Origin of the sequence: Streptomyces sp. B3I8 (assembly GCF_030816915.1) — a bacterium.
Taxonomy (GTDB): Bacteria; Actinomycetota; Actinomycetes; order Streptomycetales; family Streptomycetaceae; genus Streptomyces.
In genome coordinates this window covers 2,407,460-2,424,699 of the sequence record NZ_JAUSYN010000002.1, presented here as the reverse complement: position 1 = coordinate 2,424,699, position 17,240 = coordinate 2,407,460, and the positions used below count along the sequence as shown (strand labels likewise).

At 75.3% G+C, this 17,240-nt stretch carries 13 protein-coding genes; 2 read left to right on the top strand and 11 right to left on the bottom strand.

Annotation, left to right across the window (positions count from 1 at the left end; all coding sequences use genetic code 11):
- Positions 1-297 precede the first annotated feature (297 nt).
- Entirely contained in the window at positions 298-783 is a 486-nt protein-coding gene (locus QFZ64_RS12785; RefSeq protein WP_307065190.1) for a chaplin, read from the top strand.
- A gap of 95 nt (positions 784-878) precedes the next feature.
- Here QFZ64_RS12785 and QFZ64_RS12780 read toward each other — a convergent pair whose 3' ends face one another.
- The gene (locus QFZ64_RS12780) at positions 879-2,207 is read right to left on the bottom strand and encodes an NAD(P)-binding domain-containing protein (RefSeq protein WP_307065188.1); all 1,329 of its coding nucleotides are present in this window, start codon (positions 2,205-2,207) and stop codon (positions 879-881) included.
- Positions 2,207-3,697 (bottom strand): ATP-grasp domain-containing protein, encoded by a 1,491-nt coding sequence (locus QFZ64_RS12775; protein WP_307065187.1) that lies wholly within the window; start codon positions 3,695-3,697, stop codon positions 2,207-2,209. Before QFZ64_RS12775 ends, QFZ64_RS12780 begins: the two co-directional genes overlap by 1 nt.
- Before the next feature lie 460 nt (positions 3,698-4,157).
- On the opposite strand from QFZ64_RS12775, the gene QFZ64_RS12770 reads away from it, so the two are divergent.
- Complete coding sequence (locus tag QFZ64_RS12770; protein ID WP_307071673.1) at positions 4,158-5,420, top strand: glycoside hydrolase family 26 protein; 1,263 nt, start codon at positions 4,158-4,160, stop codon at positions 5,418-5,420.
- 34 nt (positions 5,421-5,454) lie between these two features.
- Here the strand turns inward: QFZ64_RS12770 and QFZ64_RS12765 are convergent, their stop codons facing one another.
- The 9 genes from QFZ64_RS12765 to QFZ64_RS12725 form a co-directional block, all read right to left on the bottom strand.
- Entirely contained in the window at positions 5,455-6,486 is a 1,032-nt protein-coding gene (locus QFZ64_RS12765; protein WP_307071672.1) for a GNAT family N-acetyltransferase, read from the bottom strand.
- Positions 6,487-6,845: 359 nt separating this feature from the next.
- Positions 6,846-7,505: a lipopolysaccharide biosynthesis protein gene (locus tag QFZ64_RS12760; protein ID WP_307065186.1), complete on the bottom strand. Its 660-nt coding sequence runs from the start codon at positions 7,503-7,505 to the stop codon at positions 6,846-6,848.
- Entirely contained in the window at positions 7,502-8,644 is a 1,143-nt protein-coding gene (locus QFZ64_RS12755) for a glycosyltransferase (RefSeq protein WP_307071671.1), read from the bottom strand. The genes QFZ64_RS12760 and QFZ64_RS12755 overlap by 4 nt, the downstream gene beginning before the upstream one ends.
- 5 nt (positions 8,645-8,649) lie before the next feature.
- Complete coding sequence (locus tag QFZ64_RS12750) at positions 8,650-9,366, bottom strand: polysaccharide deacetylase family protein (RefSeq protein WP_307065184.1); 717 nt, start codon at positions 9,364-9,366, stop codon at positions 8,650-8,652.
- Between the two features lie 91 nt (positions 9,367-9,457).
- Complete coding sequence (locus tag QFZ64_RS12745; RefSeq protein ID WP_307065182.1) at positions 9,458-11,428, bottom strand: lipid II flippase MurJ; 1,971 nt, start codon at positions 11,426-11,428, stop codon at positions 9,458-9,460.
- Positions 11,425-12,930, bottom strand: coding sequence for an O-antigen ligase family protein (locus QFZ64_RS12740; protein WP_373430596.1), 1,506 nt, complete (start codon positions 12,928-12,930; stop codon positions 11,425-11,427). The genes QFZ64_RS12745 and QFZ64_RS12740 overlap by 4 nt, the downstream gene beginning before the upstream one ends.
- A 3-nt stretch (positions 12,931-12,933) precedes the next feature.
- The gene (locus tag QFZ64_RS12735; protein ID WP_307065180.1) at positions 12,934-14,529 is read right to left on the bottom strand and encodes a sugar transferase; all 1,596 of its coding nucleotides are present in this window, start codon (positions 14,527-14,529) and stop codon (positions 12,934-12,936) included.
- A complete protein-coding gene (locus QFZ64_RS12730; protein WP_307065178.1) occupies positions 14,526-15,968 on the bottom strand; it encodes a glycosyltransferase in 1,443 nt (480 codons plus the stop codon). The genes QFZ64_RS12735 and QFZ64_RS12730 overlap by 4 nt, the downstream gene beginning before the upstream one ends.
- A 40-nt stretch (positions 15,969-16,008) precedes the next feature.
- A complete protein-coding gene (locus QFZ64_RS12725; protein WP_307065176.1) occupies positions 16,009-17,220 on the bottom strand; it encodes a DUF3344 domain-containing protein in 1,212 nt (403 codons plus the stop codon).
- Positions 17,221-17,240 lie beyond the last annotated feature (20 nt).

Below are 17,240 nucleotides of genomic sequence, written 5' to 3'. Positions count from 1 at the left end.
TCTCCTCCGACCGCTCCTGGACCACGGCTCGCGGATCGTGCCGCCGGCCGTCCATGCGGTGCTCGCTCGGTTCCGGCCGGCGCAGGGAGCACGACCGAGCAGGAAGGAAAGCACGAGAAGCACGAGAAGAGCGCTGCCGCCGTCGGCGGCGCGCTGACCCCGCGGTCGGCAACGTCTGCTGCGACGACTGAGCCGACGGTGTGGCAGCCGCACGGCTGCCACCGGCTGGTCTCGGACTGTCCCGTGCGGCTTCACGGCCGGCCTTTCCCACCTCCACCAGTAGGAAGACAAGCTGAATTGCGACAGACACTGAACAGAGGAATGATCGCGGCGGCGGCCGCGACGGGCATCTTCTCCCTCTGCGCCGCTCCCGCCATCGCCGACTCGAACGCCGACGGCACGGCGGCGAATTCGCCCGGCGTCGCCGCGGGCAATGTGGTGCAGGCGCCGGTGGACGTTCCGGTCAACGTGTGCGGCAACTCCGTGGACGTGGTGGGCGCGCTGAACCCGACGGACGGCAACCGGTGCGAGAACGACGGGTACGGGGAGGCCTCCGAGCCGCCGAAGAAGCACGCCCCCGAGGAGGAGCCGCCGGAGCACCACACCTTGCCCGCACCTCACACGCCCTCGGTGGCGACGCACACCGAGCAGTCGTACGCACAGCCGCCGGCGCTGGCCGAGACAGGCGGTCGAGGGCTGGTGGCCGCCTCGCTGGCGAGCGCCGGTCTGCTGACCGGCGGCATGGTCCTGTACCGCCGTGGCAGGGCGACGGCGCAGCGCTGACCGTGCCCGGCGGGGGTTCGCGGTACGCCGCTCGCGCCCCCGCCAGGACCTGGCGTACGAGTCCCGCCCGCCGGGCGGGACTCGCGAGGCAAGCCCTATCCACCCGCCCCCGAGCCGCCCGTCGGCGCCGGGGGCGCGGTGTGTGCGGACACCGGATGCGCGGGGGCGGGCACCTGGGCCTCAGCCCCGGCCCTGCCGCGCCCGCGCGGCACCCGCACCTGTCCGGCGGACCCGCTCAGTCGGCCCCGTACGCCCCTCACCAGCGTGCGCGCGGTGAAGTCGGCACCCTGTACGAACCGCATGGCGGGCCCGAAGGCGGGCGCCGTCATCAGCCCGGCCAGGAACAGCCCCGGGACCGTCGACTCGAACAGCGGACCGACGGTCGGCGCCTCGTGCGCACCGGGCGCCAGCCGGGCCCGTACCTCTTCGTCCAGCATGTCCAGACGCCCCGCCGTCGCGGTGAAACCCGTGGCGGCGACGACGTGTTCGGTGCGCAGGACGCCCGGCACGCCGGACCCGGTCACCGTGTCCAGATGGACTGCGCCGGCCACCTCCCTGGCCCGGACGATCTCCTGCCCGAGGCGCAGTTCCACCGCGCCCTCCACCCGGTCGCGCACCCACCACGCACCCGCCGGCCCCAGCGCGTTCGCGGCCACGCGGGAGCGCAACGTCCCGGGCAGCCGCCGGTAGAGGCCCGGTCGCTCGGCGTAGAACCAGTTGCGCCAGCCGGGGCCCAGCCCGCTGTGCGGTGAGCGCGCCGAACGCCACCACGACCGCTCCAGCGGCGGCGGCACGTCGTTCCAGCACAGCCGGTCCGCGCGGGCCAGCACCCGGACCCGGGTGCCCTGCTCGGCGAGGAGCGCCGCCGTCTCCAGGGCCGCCTGCCCGCCTCCCACCACCGTGACGTCCCGGTCCAGGAACCGGCTCAGTTCGGCGTGGTGGCTGCTGTGCGTGACGTACTCGGGGTCCAGCCCGTGCAGCGCCTCGGGGAACCGTACGAACGGCAGGACGCCCACGGCCAGGGCGACCGTCCGGGCGTGCAGTACCTCCCCGTCCTCCAGCACCGCCTCGAAGCCACCGGGCCGGGGACGCAGCAGTGTCACCGTGCGCACGTCGACGTCGTCGGGCAGGGCGTGGCGGGCGAACCACAGGCCGTAGGAGGCGAACGTCTCGACCGGGATCGGTTCCCCGTGCCGTGCGCCGACGCCCTGTCCCGCGCAGTACCGGTCCAGCCGCCAACGCCCCGAGGGATCGGAGAGGTTGGAGGCCCACGGCTCCGACTTCAGGAACATCCCGGTCGGCATGTGGTCCCGCCAGGACGCCATCGGGCGGCCCTGCACACGCAGGGACAGCCCGGCGGCCGCGGCGTGGGCCGCGATGGACAGGCCATAGGGGCCGGAGCCCACCACCAGTAGGTCGTACATCAGTGACTGCTCGCTTTCTCGTCGTCGATCGGGGAGGTCGGGGAGGTCGATGGTGTGGCGCCGCCCTGCCGTACGAGGCACGCGGCACCGGCGGGGTCCGCCTGCGTCGGTGCGGTCCGTGCGGGGTCGGCGAGCCCGGCCGGTAGGGGCCCGGGCCGTCCGGCGGGCCGCGGTGTGGACACCGGCTCCGCGGGTGGGGCCGACTCGCTGGAGCGGCCCGCGGCAACGGAGGCCGCGGGGCCGTGAGCCCCCTGCCCCGCCGTCCCGGCGGCGGCCCGGCCGGGACGGGCGGCGGCGCGGGCGCGGTCCACCGCGCGACGCACGACGCGCTCCGCCACGCGCCCTGCCACATGGCGGGACCACAGCGCCCACATCACGAGACCCGGCGCCGGGTCGTCCGGGGCGTGCCAGGCGAGCTCCCTGCCCTGCGGCCGGCGGCGCAGGGCGGCCAGTGGGGCGTAGTTCTCCACGACGAAGCCCCGCCCCGGCCGGGGCGTCGGCGCGGGCAGCCCACGGCCCGTCAGGTCCAGGTGCAGCGCGCGGACGACGTCCAGCCCGGAGGCCTCCGTGAACAGCCGGAACTGCGCCCCCGGGCGGGGGTTGAAGTCGAGCAGGTGGTAGCCGCCCGTGCCGGCGTCACGGCGGAAGTCCAGGTCGAGGATGCCGCGGTAGCCCAGCGCCTCCACCAACCGCTCGGCCGACGCCGTCACCCGCGGGTTGTCCGCCCACTCGCCCACCGCGGTCAGCCCGGCGCCGCGCGGCCACGACCGGTGTTTGCGGCCCGGGCCGCCCGCACGCAGAAAGCCGTTCCGGTCCGCGTAGCCGTGGAAGAACCAGTCACAATCAGGCCCCGGCGGCAGGAACGCCTGGAGCAGCAGTCGGCTGCCCGCCTCCGCCGAGCGTGCGTACAGCTCCCGCGCTTCCCGCGTCGAGCGCAGCAGCACCGTGCTGCGCAGTCCGCGCCCGGTGGGCAGCAACCAGGGCCGGCTCCACTTGGCCACCATCGGGAGCCCCAGCCGGCGGACCCCGGCGGCCGCTTCCGCAGGGCTGTCCGGCACGAGCGTGACCGGGTGCGGCACGCCCACTCGCGCGCAGGTGGCGGCCAACTCGGCCTTGTCCGCGACACGTTCGGCGAGCACGCCGGGCTGCGGGGGAAGCAGGAACGCGGACGAGAGCTGCTCCCGCAGGCGGCTCACCGCCACCGCGCCCGCGTCGTCCATCGCGACGAGCACGGCAGGGCGGCCGAGCTGCCCGGCGACCCGGTGCAGTACGGCGGCGATGTCGGCGGGGCGGGCATCGGGTGCCGGCGGGGGATGCAGCCGGCGGATGAACCGTGAGTCGCGTACGGGGCTGGCGGCGCAGTCGGCGACCAGGTGCACCTCCACACCCGCCCGGCCGAGCGAGCGCACCGCGCCCAGCGTTCCGTGGTGGAAGGGGTTCCGGTCGATCCGCAGCAGAACGGCGGGGACAAGGGGGTCGAGCAGCGGCACGGTGGCTCTCCTTCAACTCCGTCGGCGTGGCGGCATCGGCATTGGCTTCGGCATTGGCATCGGATCCGGCTTCTGCTTCGGCTTCGGTTTTGGTTTCGATTTTGGTCTTGGTTTTGGTCTTGGTTTCGGATTTGATCTCTGCTTCGGCTTCGGTCTCGGTGGAATTCCCCGATGGTTCTCTCAACGTGTCGCGCCGGCCTCTTCCGAACCGGTTCACCCGTGCGAGCGACAACACCACCCGAAAGCCGCAACCACCGTTGGCGTGACGGGCATTCATATGACGGAATGTCAGTATCGGAAATCCGCCGAATGGATACCGGCAGGGCCCGGACGATGCTCGGGCCGGGTCGGCGACGGCGCATCGCGAACGGGAGCGTGCATGGGAGTACAAGGGCAAGGACGAGCTCGCACGGACGTAACGCGGAAACGACCCCGACGGCCGGTGGTCCTCGCCGCGGCGATGGTCGCGTCGGCCACCCTCGCCGCGGTGCCCTGCCATGCCATGGGCGCCGCGGACCCGCCACCCCCGGCGCCCGCCGTCGCCCCACCGGCCGCGTCCGCCACGCCCCCCGCCCCCCTGCCCGCACCCGCTGCGGCCCCGGCACCGCGGCCGCCGGCAAGCCCCTCGCCCGGCGCCCCGCTCCCCGCGGCCGCCGAGGGCTCGCCCGCCGGACCGGCCGCACGATGGCCCGCCTTCGGCGCCTACCTCGACTTCGACGCCCGCGGCGTGTCCCGCATGGCGGAACTCGGGAAGTGGCTCGGCGGCACCGAACCGAGCGTCGGTCACACGTACCTGCCCGGCGACCGGTGGAGCAACATCGAGGGCCCGGAAGGCTTCCTCGACGTCTGGGCGCGCTGGCGGCGGCAGCGGGACGACCGGACGCTCGTCCTCAACGTGCCGATGATGGAGCGCAACGAGGCGCACGTCCCCGACGACGAGGTGCGCGCGCTGCTGCGCCGGGGCGCGGCCGGCGAATTCGACCGGCACTTCACGGCGCTCGCCGAACGCCTGGTCGCGCTGAAGGTGCCGGACACCGTGATCGTGCTCGGCTGGGAAATGAACGGCACTACGTACACCCATCGCTGCGGGCCCGACCCGGAGAACTGGAAGAAGTACTGGAAAAGAGTCGTGTCGACCATGCGCGCGGTGCCGGGGCAGAGATTCCGGTTCGACTTCGCGCCGAGCCGGGGCCGCGACGCCGTTCCCTGGACGCTGTGCTATCCGGGGGACGACACGGTCGACATCATCGGCATGGACGCGTACGACCAGCCGCGCGGCCTGTCATTCGAGGAGCAGGTGAAGGAGCCCTACGGACTGCAGGCGCAGGTCGATTTCGCGAAGGCGCACCACAAGCCGGTGTCGTATCCGGAGTGGGGGCTCTTCCGCAACGGCGACAATCCGGCGTACATGCGGGGAATGCTGGACTGGATGGCCCAGCACCGGCCGGTGTACAACACGCTCACCGACTACTGCCCCCACGGCGTGTGGAGCTGCGACGAGAACCCGAAGGCGTCCGAGGTCTACCGCACGCTGCTCTCGCACCTGCCACACATCAGCCCGATGCCCATGCCCGTGCCCACTCTCACGCCGGCGCCGGCGCCGGCGCCGGCGTTCCCGGCTCAGCCGGCGGGCTGTACGCCGATCAGGCTGGGGGACTGGGTGGAGTACTGGCTCGGCGGCAGGCTCTGCGTGCGGTTCGACTGGTGGTCGCGCGTCCGCTGAACGGTGGGAGTCCGCGGGGGCACGGAGGGTGCGGTCAGCCACTGCCGCCTCCGCGCTCGCGTCGGCGCCGCAGCAGTTCCTTCCCGTGGCGGCGCGCCGCGACGTCGCACAGGACCGCACCGATCAGCGGCGCGGTGTGCCGGCGGGCCAGCAGCAGCCGCTGGTTGGCGACCGGGGTGGGGCGCCAGTGGTGCTTGTACGGTTCGTCGCCGCGCAGCAGACTCAGCGTCGTACGTCCGTGCTGTGGACCGGTGTTGCCGCTGCACGCGTCAAGCAGCATCACCGCGACGTCCGCCTTGCGCTCGCGCAGCCGCGGGTGGGCGCCGTACAGATAGCCGCCGGCCAGGCTCGGGGAGAGCAGGGTGAGGTCGACGGCGGCCACGGAGCCGTCGAGGCGGAACTCGGTCACCACCGCGTCGCCGGAGCGCACCATCGGCCCGACCGCCCGCACCAGATGCACGGCGAACCGGTCCGTGAGGTGCTCCGAGGTCACCTTGCGGCCGCGCCACTGCAAGCGGTGCAGCTCCAGCAGCCGGTGCAGCGCCGCTTCGACCTCGTCCGGCGGCACGACCGTGCGCTCCACACCGAGTGCGTCCAGTTTGCGGAGCTTGGCGCGCACCCGTTGCGCCTTGCCGGAGGGGAGGCGGGCGATCAGTTCCGCCATGGGGGCGGCGGGCAGTTCGAGGCAGAGCGAGTCCTCCAGGCGTCGGCGGGGCCCGCGCCAGAGGTCGTATACCTGTTCGATGGCGCCGCCGGGCCGCACCTCGCGGAAGTCGATCACCGCGGTGCGGGAGGCGGCGGCCAGGCCCTCGGCGAGCGCGGCGGCGGCGGGTTCGGCGTACTCGTCGTCGAGCAGTACGTCGGCGTAGTCCGAGATCGCGCCGCCGAGCGGCACGAGGGCGGGCACCGATGTGCGCACCCGCGTCAACGGGGCGACCGCGCGCAACTCGGCGCCGTCGCGCACCAGTACGAGACGCAGTCGGCCGCGCCGGCCGTACGACAGCCACCAGGAGTGCGACCAGGCGTGACTCTGGAACGGCGTGGCCGCACCACACCGTCGGTGCAGGCGCCCCCAGGCCGGCGCGAGCGCCGCGAACTCCCGCTCGTCGTCGACGACCTCGACGACGAGCCCGCCCCCGCCGGCCCGCCTCGGGGCCGCGGCAGGTGTTCCGGCGCCGCGGCGTGCGTCGGCCGGGGCGGCTCGGGGGCGGGCGGCGGCGGACGAGGTCCCCACGACCTGTGCCGCGCGACGGACCGCGGCGGCATCCGCGGCCCGCGGTCCTTCCGTGCCCGCGCCCTGCGGCGCGGCCGTTCCAGCCCCCGGCTCCGTGTCCCGCGACGCGGTCGGGGGCGCGGCGGTCGGGCTGTCGGGCGCGGGGGCCGAGGCCGGGAACTGCCGCGTCCCTCCCGCGCGGACCTCGTGGCTCACAGCTGGCCGTGGACGTCGGCGGCCTGGGCCGGGCTGGGCACGGAGGCCGGGCGGGGCGGGTCCTCGGGGGCACGCCGGGGCCTTACCAGCAGAGCGAGGCCGCCGAGGAGGCCACCCGCGCCCGCCCCGACCAGCCCGGTGAGCGGCGCGGAGGGCGAGGAGGGCGAGGCCGGTTCGACCGCGCGCGAGAAATTCAGGAGCTTCACGTGCGTACTGGACTGCGTGTCGTTGGCATGCCGGGTCAGCGAGCGCGCCACCGCGTTGGCGATGTCCGCGGCCAGGTCGGGCCGTGCGGACGTCGCCGTGACCGAGATCATCGGTGCGTCCGGCGAGGTCGCGGCCCGCACGCTGTTCCGCAGCGTCGACACCGGCACTCCCGCCCACACCTGCGCGTCCCCGAGCACCGCGAGCTGCGTGGCGACCCGCCCGTACGCCTGTGCGAACCCGGTCGCCGAGGCCGGGTCCGACTTCGCGGTCGGTACGGCGACGACATAACTGGAGGCGGTGTACTCCGGGGCCCGCAGCTCCCCGTACGCCCCGCCGGCGAGCCCGCCGCACAGGACGCCGGCCGCGACCGTCGTCCACGGCGGGAGCGCCCTGACGCGGGTCGACAGCGCGCCGGCGAAGCGGCGCCTTCGGGTGGGATTCTCGGTCATCGGGAACTCGCTCCTGCTGGTGTGGGACGGGCGACGGCGGCCGCGTACACGCCCATCAGTCGGGCGGCGCTGCGCGTGACGCAGTAGTGATGGGCGGCGTCCGCGGCATCGCGCGGGAGCGCACCCCGGGCGCGGACATCGGTGACGGCGCGGGCGAAGGACTCGGGGGCGCACTCGACGCGCTCCGCGCCTCCCGTCGCGCCCGGCGGCAGATCCTCGACCGCCGGGCAGGACACGTACCGCACGGGCAGTCCGGCCGCGAGCGCCTCGACCGCCGCGAGGCCGAACGCCTCCTCGGGCGACGGCGAGGCGAACAGGTCCATCGCGGCGAGCAGCGACGGCAGGTCGGGTCCGGGCGTGCCGTCGGGCAGGGCGGGCCGCTCCCCGGCGAACAGCACCCGCTCCGCGACCCCGGCCCGGCGCGCGGCACCGCGCAGCGCGCCCTCCTCGGGCCCGGCGCCGACCAGCAGCAGCCGTACGTCACCCGGCAGCAGCGCGAGCGCGTCGACGAGAACGTCGAACCGCTTGCCCGGCGCCAGCCGCCCGACGCCGCCGACGACGTACGCCCCGGCAGGCAGCCCCAGCTCCCGCCGGGTGCGCGCACGCCGCTCCGCGTCGAAGCGGAACAGGCCGGCGTCGATGCCGTTGGGCACGACCTCGATGCGCGGCGCCGGCACCCCCCACCGCGTCAGCCGGTCTGCGACGGTGGGGGAGACGGCGACCGTGGTCCGGCCCAGCCGCTCGCCCGCCAGATACAGCGCGCGCACGCCGGGGCCCAGCGCGCGCCCCTCCATCTGCGAGCCGCCGAGCGAGTGTTCGGTGGCGACGACCGCCCGGACGCCGGCCAGCCGCGCCGCGATCCGCCCGTAGAGGCAGGCCCGGTACAGGTGGGTGTGGACGAGGTCGTAGCCGCCGCGCCGGACGAGCCGGACCAGGCGCGGCAGCGCGGACAGGTCGCGGTTGCCGGTCATCCCGAGGTGGTGCACGCGGACCCCGTCGGCAGCCAGACCGGCGGCGACCGGACCCGGGTTGGTGAGCGTGACGACGTCGCAGGTCACCGGCAGGTGACGGAGCAGCAACCGCAGCTGCTGCTCGGCGCCACCGATCCCGAGACCGGTGATGACGTGCAGGACCCGCACCGCGGTCACACCCCCTCGACGGAGCGGCGGCGCCACCGGTGCAGCCGCCGCTTGAGCGCCAGCCGCAGCGGCGTGTCGCGCTCGCCGAGATGCAGCCGGGGCAGCGCGAACGGCCCGGTCAGCGGGCCGGGGTCGATGGCGCACCCGTACACGTATCCCGCGTTCCGTACCGCCTCGACGACCCGGCGGTCCACGGTCCCGTACGGGTAGCAGAAGCCCGGCACATGCGCGCCGACCAGCTCGAAGAGCGCGGCCCGGCTGTCGGCGACCTCGGCGCGCAGCGTCTCGTCGTCGACCCGGGTGAGGTCGAGGTGGGTGAGCCCGTGCGAGCCGATCTCGATGCCGTCGGCCGCGGCGGCCTCCCGGATGCCGTCCGCGTCGAGGAGCGGCTTGCGCGGGCCCAGCGGGTCCCAGGCGTTGTCGCCGCCGAGCCGGCCGGGGAGGACGTAGAGGGTGGCGCCGAAGCCGTGCCGACGCAGCAGCGGCAGCGCGGCGGAGACGAAGTCGGCGTAGCCGTCGTCGAAGGTGAGGCCCACGAGCCCCGCGCCCGCGCCGCGCGCGCGGGCGGCCAGCAGTTCCGTCACGCCCACCCCGCGCAGGCCCCGGCGGCGCAGCGCGCCGAGCTGCTGGTCGAGCCGCGCGGGGGAGACGGTGACGCGGTAGGGGTCGTCGGAAGCGTCGCCCACCGAGTGGTACATCGCGATCCACGGCACGGCGGGCATGGCCGCACGGGAGGCGGGGGCTCTGGGGGAGACGGGTACGGCGGGCACGGTGCTGGGGCCCGGCGCGGCGGACCCGAGGGAACGCATTGCGTCAGCGGGAACGGACATGGGTGAGCCTCCGGGAGACGGCGCGGGTGACGGAGCGGACGGCGGGGGCGACCGCCTGGGCACCGAGCGCCCAGGCGACGAGGAAGAACACGACGGCCACGACCACCAGGCCGACGGCGAGGCCCAGCACGGGGGAGTCCGGGCGGCTCGCGCAGAACGTGCCCAGCGCGGCGGCCGCCGCCGCCGCCCGCACCGGCCTGCCGATCTCGGTGAGCACCGCGCGGATCCGGACCGGCACGCTGCGCGCGCCCGTCCCGTACAGCAGGGCGGCGGCGCTGAGCGTGACACCGGCCGCGTTGGCGGCGGCGATCCCGCACACCCCCCACGTGCCGACCGTGAGCACGCCGAGACAGGAGGTGACGGCGACGCCCGCGGCCATCGCGGACATCGGGTACCAGGTGGGCCGGCCGCCGGAGAAGTACGAGCGGGCCAGCGCGCCGACCAGCGTGTGGCCGAGCAGTCCGAGCGCGTACACCCGCATCACGGCGGCGGTGGCCTCGGTGTCCTTCGCGGTGAACGCGCCGCGCTGGAAAAGGAGTTCGACGATCTGCGGGGCGCACGCGACCACGGCCGCGGCGCCCACCAGCACCGTGCAGGACACCAGCGCGAGATCCCGCTCCACACGCCCCCGCGCGCGCTCGGTGTCGCCCTCGGCGAGCGCCTGCGCCACCACCGGGAAGGTGACGGTGCAGAGCATCAGCGCGATCACCATCGGCATCTGCGCGACCTTCTGGGCGTAGTTGAGGTGCGAGATGGCCCCGGCCGGGAGCGAGGATCCGAGGAACCGCTCGACGAGCACCTGCGACTGCCGGGCCAGCGCGAACATCAGCACGGGGGAGATGGTGGCGAGGTCGACGGAGGACCGGAGGGAGCCGGCCGACGGGGAAAGCGCCGCGGCGCCGGGGGACGCGCCGGTTCCGGCGACCCCGGCCGACGGCCCCCCGGCTCCGGCGGCTTCGGCCGCGGGGCGGGCTTCGTGGGGCGCGGCCGGTCCGGTGGCGCCGGGGAGAGCCCCGGCTGTTCCGGTGGGTTCGATCGGCGCGGTGGTCGCGGTGTGTGCGACCGTCCCGTTCGTTCCGACCGTCCCGTTCGTTCCTGCTGCCCCTGCCGCCCCTGCCGCCCCTGCCGCCCCTGCCGCCCCTGCCGCCTCTGCCGCCCCGGCTGTCGGCCCCGCGCTCCCGGCCCGCAGCCGACGCCGCAGCGACGGCAGTTGGACGGCCGCCATGAGGAGGCCGCCGGCCGCCACCCCGGCCGCCGCCGACCGTACGCCCCAGTCGCTCCCGAGCAGGAACATCGCCGCGATGATGGCGATGTTGTAGGCGACGTAGATCGCGGCCGGTGCCACGAACCGCCGATGGGCGCGCAGCGCCGCGCTGCAGTACCCGGCCAGCCCGAAGCTCAGTACACACGTGGCCGTCAGCCGCGTGCAGTCCACCGCGAGCCGCGGGTCGGGCAACCCGGGCGCGAGCGCCGCGACCAGGTACGGCGCCCCGGCGATCAGCAGCGCGGACACGGCGAGTAACACCGGGAGGAGGCGCGGCAGGGTCGCGCGGACCAGCGCGCGCACCGGGTCTTCCACGCCGCCCTCGGCCCTGCGCGCCAGCGCGCGGCTGAACGCCGGTACCAGGACGAACGCGAGCCCGTCCTCGATCAGCAGCGTCGCCGCGAACTCCGGCACCGTCCAGGCCACCAGGAAGGCGTCCGTCTCCGGCCCGGCGCCGAACAGCCGGGCGAGCGCCTGGTCGCGGCCGAGTCCGAGCACCGCTCCCGCGACCGACAACCCGATGGTGACGAGGGCGGCCCTGGCGAGGAACCGCCCGGTGGCGGGGGCGAGACCGGCGCGTGCCGGGTCGGTGGCCGCACGGGCCGCGGGGACCGGTGGAACGCCGGTGGCGGTCCCCGCCGCAGTGGTGGCCGCGGCGTCGGCGTCGGTGTGGGGTGGGGTCACCGTCATCGTGCCGCGGCCTCCTTCGAGTACGACGGGGCGTGCGTACGGGGCCGGACGGGCGGGCCGGCCGCGCAGGCCGGGTCGGCCAGCGCCCAGCGGGCCACCAGACCGAGACAGACGGCGGTCAGCGTGGTGGAGGGCCCGCCGATGTCGCCGTACGCGAAGTCGACGAGCTGCCAGATCAGCAGTCCGCACGCGAGGAGTGCGCAGTCGAGCCCGCGCGGAACGCCCTCGTGCGTCAGGCCCCGGACGCGCGCGCCATCGGGTGCGCCGGGCGTGCCGTACGCGCCGGACGTGCCCCGGCGTACCCGGATCAGCCCCCGCATCCCGCACACCAGCAGTGCCAGCCAGCCGCCGACGAGGGCCGTCGCGCCGAGCGACCCCTGCTCGCTCAGCACCAGCAGGTACATGTTGTGCGGTGACAGCAGCGGCTGCTTGCGGAAGGCGGCGCCCGCCCCCTCCGTGTCGCTGCCCGAGGAGAGCGCCAACGAGGCGTAACCGTCGCGGTGTTCGGGGAAACCCTTGAGGCCGACACCGGTCAGTGGGTGATCGCTCCACATGCCGACCGCCGCCGACCACATCGTGTACCGGTCGGTGACGGACTGGTCCGGCGCGTCCGTGACCTGCCCGATGCTGCTCAGCCGTTCCCGCAACACCGCGGAGCCGACACCGAACCCGCCCACGAGCACCAGACCGGCCGCCACCACGACCGCCAGTACCCGCAGCGCCCGCCGTACCCCGGCGAGCAGCAGCTGGGCACCGCAGGCCACGGTCGTCGCGATCCACGCCCCCCGGCTGAACGACAGCGCGAGCGGAGCGAGCAGCGCCAGCGCGCACACCAGGGCGCCCGCGCGTTGCCGCACGCCCCCGGCGCCGAGCGCGAGCCCGACCGCGCACACCACCCCGAACGACACCACCGCCGCCATTCCCATGACGTCCGTCGCCCCGAAGGTCCCCACGGCCCGGATGTCCTCGCCCCGGTACGAGGCGCCGGTCCCGGTGGCGTACTGGTGCACACCGAGCGCCCCCTGCCACAACGCGAGCCCCACCAACGACCAGGCGAGCAGCCGCAGATCCGTCCGGTCCCGCAACAGCAGGACGACCGCGGCCGGGACCAGCACGAAGACCTGCAGATAGCGGCCGAAGCCGACCAGGCCCTCGGCCGGCGAGGGAGCCCCGAGGGCGGCCGCGGCGAAACCGAGGACGGGCAGCCCCAGCACCACCGCGGCGGTGACCGACAGCGGGCGCCGGCGCCCGCGTACGAGCCGGAGCGCGCAGTACACCACCAGTGCGCCGGAGGCGGCGTCGGCCGCGGTCGCGCCGCCGTCGCCGCCGGGGGCGACGGGCAGCGCGAGCAGGGCGACGACCGCGACCACCGGCAGCACCGGTGCGACGGCGGCGATCCGGCGGCCGAACGACGTCGAGGCGGCCGGGAGGTGAGTGACGGGGGGAAGGGGCCGACCGGAGGGGCCCCCGGGGTGGGGGAGCGGCGGGGCGACGTGGCTCACCGGTCAGCTCCCCGTCGGACGGATCAGCGCGGCGGCCGTGCGCATGAGGATGCAGACGTCCTGCCAGAGCGACCAGTCGTCGATGTAGGCGTTGTCGAAGCGGGCCCGGTCCTCGATGGACGTGTCCCCGCGCAACCCGCTGACCTGGGCGAGCCCGGTGATCCCGACCGGCATCCGGTGCCGGGCGGCGTAACCGGGGTACGCCTGGCTGAAGGTGTCGACGAAGTACGGCCGTTCGGGGCGCGGGCCGACCAGGCTCATGTCGCCCCGGAAGACGTTCCACAGCTGCAGCAGCTCGTCCAGCGAGGAGCGGCGCAGGAACCGGCAGAACCGGCTCATCTCCGGCTCGCTCGCGACACTCCACCGGGTCGCGGCCTCGTGCGCGTCGGCCGGCCGGTGCGTACGGAACTTCAGGAGGGTGAACGGCAGGCCGTCCTTGCCGATCCGCTCCTGCCGGAACACCACGCCGGGCCCGTCGGACAGCCGCAGCACGAGGACGCAGCCCAGCAGCAGTGGGGAGACGAGCAGCAGCAGGGTGCCGGAGACCAGGACGTCCAGCGTCCGCTTCGCGCCGGTGGCGAGGCGCGGGCCCGGCCGCCCGGCGTTGTCGAGCCGTCGGCAGACGAAGCCGGCGAGCCGCTCGGTGGGGGTGCTCAGGGCGGAGGAGGCGCCGGCGTACGGGGCCTGCACGGCGTACGGCGTGAAGTGCGCCTGCTCCGTGCCGTACGCCGGTGGCGTCGCGTCGACCTGCCACAGGGCGCAGCCGGCCGCGACCAGTTCGCGTGCGAGCACCAGGTGCTCGGGGCCGGGCGGGATGTCGGCGGGACCGGTACCCGTGCCCGTGTGCGCGCTCGGGCCCGAGTGGGGATGCGTGCTGGGGCCCCCGCCCGCGACGAGCAGGACCGCGCGGACGCCGTTCTGGATGAACGCCCGCCGCACCTCTTCGGCCGTGGTCAGTACGGGGAGCCCGTCGCCGCCCGGGGCCGGGGCCGGCGCGACCACGCCGACGGGACGCAGCCCGCAGCCCGGGTGGCGCAGAAAGGCCGCGGCCACCCGCTGGGCGGTGGCGGCGTCCCCGGCCACCAGCGCCGCGCCGGGACGGCGGGCCAGCGTCCGGCGGCGCAGCCAGTGCACCGTGCCGCGGCCCGCACCGCTCACCGCGGCTTGCAGGACGCAGCCGAGGACGAGAGCGTGCGCGGACAACGCGTACGCCGGGGCGAACGCCGCGGTGAGCGCCGCGAGCGCGCACCAGCTCACCGCGATCCGTCCGCACACCGCGGGCAGTTCGTCGAGGAGCACGGGCACGGCGGGCGGGCGGTGCAGACCCGCCCGCGCGTTGAGCGTGAGCACGCCGAGCAGCAGCGCCCCCACGACCAGCGGGTGGCCCCGGGTCCCGTCCACCGCGAGGCCGGCGAGCAGTGCCGCCCCGGCGTCCACGGCGAGCAGCAGCGCCGCCGACGGTCGGTGCACGACGGGCCGGCGGCCGGTGGGCAACTGGTGATCGTCGACGGCCTCACGGGGAGGGACGACCGAGACGGGCGAGTGTCCGTACTCCCGCGGCTGTCCGCCGGGGGAGGGAACGGTGCTTTCCGCAGTCACGTGTGGCTGGACTCCCTGCACTCGGTGGCTTCCGCGCCGGTGGTGTGCTCGGCGCGCACGGCGCACGAGGCGCACGGGACGGACCCGCCGCCCGGCACGTGGTCGGTGCGTCTGGCACGCACGGTTTTCGGGAGGTGCGCGGTGCGGACGGAGGCGCGCGGTGCGGCGGCAGAAGCGCTCCATGCGCCCGTCGCACCCCACATGGCCCGTACGCCCGCCATGCGCCGTGCGTTTCCCGCGCTCCGCGGCTGCCCGGTGAGCCCCGCGCGTCCGGGCGCCGCCCCCGGCGTCGGCCCGGACGGCGTCGCGGGGGCGAGCAGTTCGCGGTAGACCTCCATGACTGCCTCCGCCGTCCGCCGCACGTCGTGCGTGGCCACGACGTGGTCGCGGGCCTCCGCACCGAGGCGGGCACGCAGCGGGGAATCGAGCAGCAGAGCGACGATCCGGTCGGCCAGCGGGCCCGGCCGCTCGACGGGTACCGGCTCCTCACCCGGCGGCAGGCACTCCCGGGCGCCGGCCACCTCGGTCAGCACGACAGGCCGCCCGCACGCCATCGCCTCCAGGGGCGCCAGCGCCATGCCCTCCCAGCGGGAGGGCAGGACGACCAGGTCGGCCGCGCGGTACCAGGGCACGACCTCGTCCACGGCGCCGGCGAACAGCACCGACGCGGGTGCCGCTGCCCGCAGCCGGGCCTCCTCCGGGCCGTCCCCGACCAGCACCAGCCGCGCCCGTGGCACCTGCCGGACCACCGCGGGCCAGGCGCGCAGCAGCACATCCTGCCCCTTCTGCCGGCACAACCGCCCGACGCAGACGACGAGCGGGCCCTCGTGGCCGTCGGAGCCGGTGTCGGAGAGGAGAGCGAGTCCGGAGCGCGCGTCAGCGTGCGGTGCGGGGTGGTGGTGTGCGGTGTCCACCCCGTTCGGCACGACACTCCACGCGGCGCGCACTCCGGCGCGTACGCCGGTCTCGCGCTCCGCCTCGCTGACGCACACCACGCGGGAGGCCCAGCGGGCGCCCCAGCGTTCCCAGCGCACCGACAGCGCCGCCAGCGCACCGTCCACCGCCTCGAACGACCAGGCGTGCGGCTGGAACACGGTCGGCACCCGGCCCCGCACGGTGAGCCGGGCCACGAGCCCGGCTTTCGCGCTGTGGGCGTGCACCAGGTCCGGTCGCGTCCCGGCGAGCACGCGCCGGAGCCGCCGTACCTCTCCGGGCAGCGCACGCCCCGGGGAGCGGGTCGCCGGCCAGTCGTGCACCTCCGCGCCGAGTGCCCGCAACGTGCCGGCGAGCCGGGAGCCGTCAGGGCAGGCCACGGCCACGCGGAGACCGGCGGCCCGCTGGGCGTGCACCAGGTCGCCCACCACGCGGGCCACTCCGCCGTCGACCGGCTGGGTGATGTGCAGGACGAGTGGCCCACGGCCGGTCGTTGGCTGGCGCATGCTCGGTTCCTCGGTCACGGACGGCGCCAGGCGGCGCGCGTCACTGCTGGGCATCGACTGCGGTGAAGAGCACCCCGGCCCAGGCCGCGTCGCGTTGTGAAACGATCTGAAAGTCCAACCGGTCACCCCCGTTCCGGGTCGCGTCGCCGAGATCGAGCACGTCGGAGTCGTATCCGAGGGTGTTCACGGGGCCCGATCGGCGCGGGCCCGGGCCACTCGGAGAAGAAGTCGGCCGATACGGCCCGGCAAGTCCGGGCGATCCGGTCATTTCCTCTGACGATCCGTCCGGTCCCGCGATGGTCGAGTTCAATACGTCGGTAGGCGGATTGGCGGAATCACTCAGTACCGTGCGCGCCCCCTCGCCCGCCGACACGCTCAACGAGTCGCCCGTACGCCCCCGGTCGCCGTTGTAGGCGACCAGTCCCACGAGGCCGTGCGCACCCGGCGCGAACGGCAGCCGGTGCATGCGCACCAGTGCGCGCGTGCCCGGCGCGAGCGCCTCGAACCCGTCCCACAACGCCAGGTGCCGCAGGGGTTCCGACGCCTTCTCGTACGCCACCACCAGCGTCCAGCCGCCCCAGGAACCGGCGGCCGAACGGCCCTTGGCCACATTGATCTGCGCCACCGTGTACGCGCCCGAGCCGCTCGACCGGACCAGCCCGGTGACGTCCGCCGAGGCCTGGTAGGCGTCCGCGCCGTCGGTTGCCCGGTGACCGACGACGGTGTCCGCCGACAGCTCCTTGTAGTGGCCGCCCGGCTCGGCGACGAGCACCCGCCCGTTGTCCGCGGGCGGCTTCTGCTCGCCGACGCGCAGGTTGCCGCCCCAGTACAGGCGTGCGTAACGGACGTACGCACCCGGCGGCAGACCGAGTTCGGCGCGACTGGAGTTGTAGGTGTTCGGATCGTCGTCGACGTCGACGTACGTCATGTCGAAGTCTCCGTTGGCGCCCTCACCGCCGGCGCGGGCGTCGAGACAGGCGCGGCCGCCGCCCGGGGTGTGGGCGGGCCCGCCGGAACAGGTCACGGCGGTACCGGCCGCCCGGACAATGCCGCCGTGCCGCAGGGCGCGATACCGCTCGGCGAACGGAACGCGCCACTGTTCCGGCACGAAGGCCGGGGCCGGCGCGGCCTGCGCGGCCGACGGGGCGGGCGGGGCCGCAGTGGCTGTGGTGGCCGCGGGGGCCCAGAGGGAGAGGAGGGCGCAGGCGCACGCGATCGCGCGGCCCAGGGAATGACCGGAGGAAAAACGCATGACCGTCGGTGCACCCTTCG

Excerpts from the sequence above, each read along its gene's own strand:
- QFZ64_RS12725 (WP_307065176.1), bottom strand. The coding sequence starts at position 17,220 with ATGCGTTTTTCCTCCGGTCATTCCCTGGGCCGCGCGATCGCGTGCGCC.
- QFZ64_RS12780 (WP_307065188.1), bottom strand. The coding sequence starts at position 2,207 with ATGTACGACCTACTGGTGGTGGGCTCCGGCCCCTATGGCCTGTCCATC.
- QFZ64_RS12730 (WP_307065178.1), bottom strand. The coding sequence starts at position 15,968 with ATGCGCCAGCCAACGACCGGCCGTGGGCCACTCGTCCTGCACATCACC.
- QFZ64_RS12760 (WP_307065186.1), bottom strand. The coding sequence starts at position 7,505 with ATGACCGAGAATCCCACCCGAAGGCGCCGCTTCGCCGGCGCGCTGTCG.
- QFZ64_RS12750 (WP_307065184.1), bottom strand. The coding sequence starts at position 9,366 with ATGCCCGCCGTGCCGTGGATCGCGATGTACCACTCGGTGGGCGACGCT.
- QFZ64_RS12770 (WP_307071673.1), top strand. The coding sequence starts at position 4,158 with ATGGTCGCGTCGGCCACCCTCGCCGCGGTGCCCTGCCATGCCATGGGC.
- QFZ64_RS12745 (WP_307065182.1), bottom strand. The coding sequence starts at position 11,428 with ATGACGGTGACCCCACCCCACACCGACGCCGACGCCGCGGCCACCACT.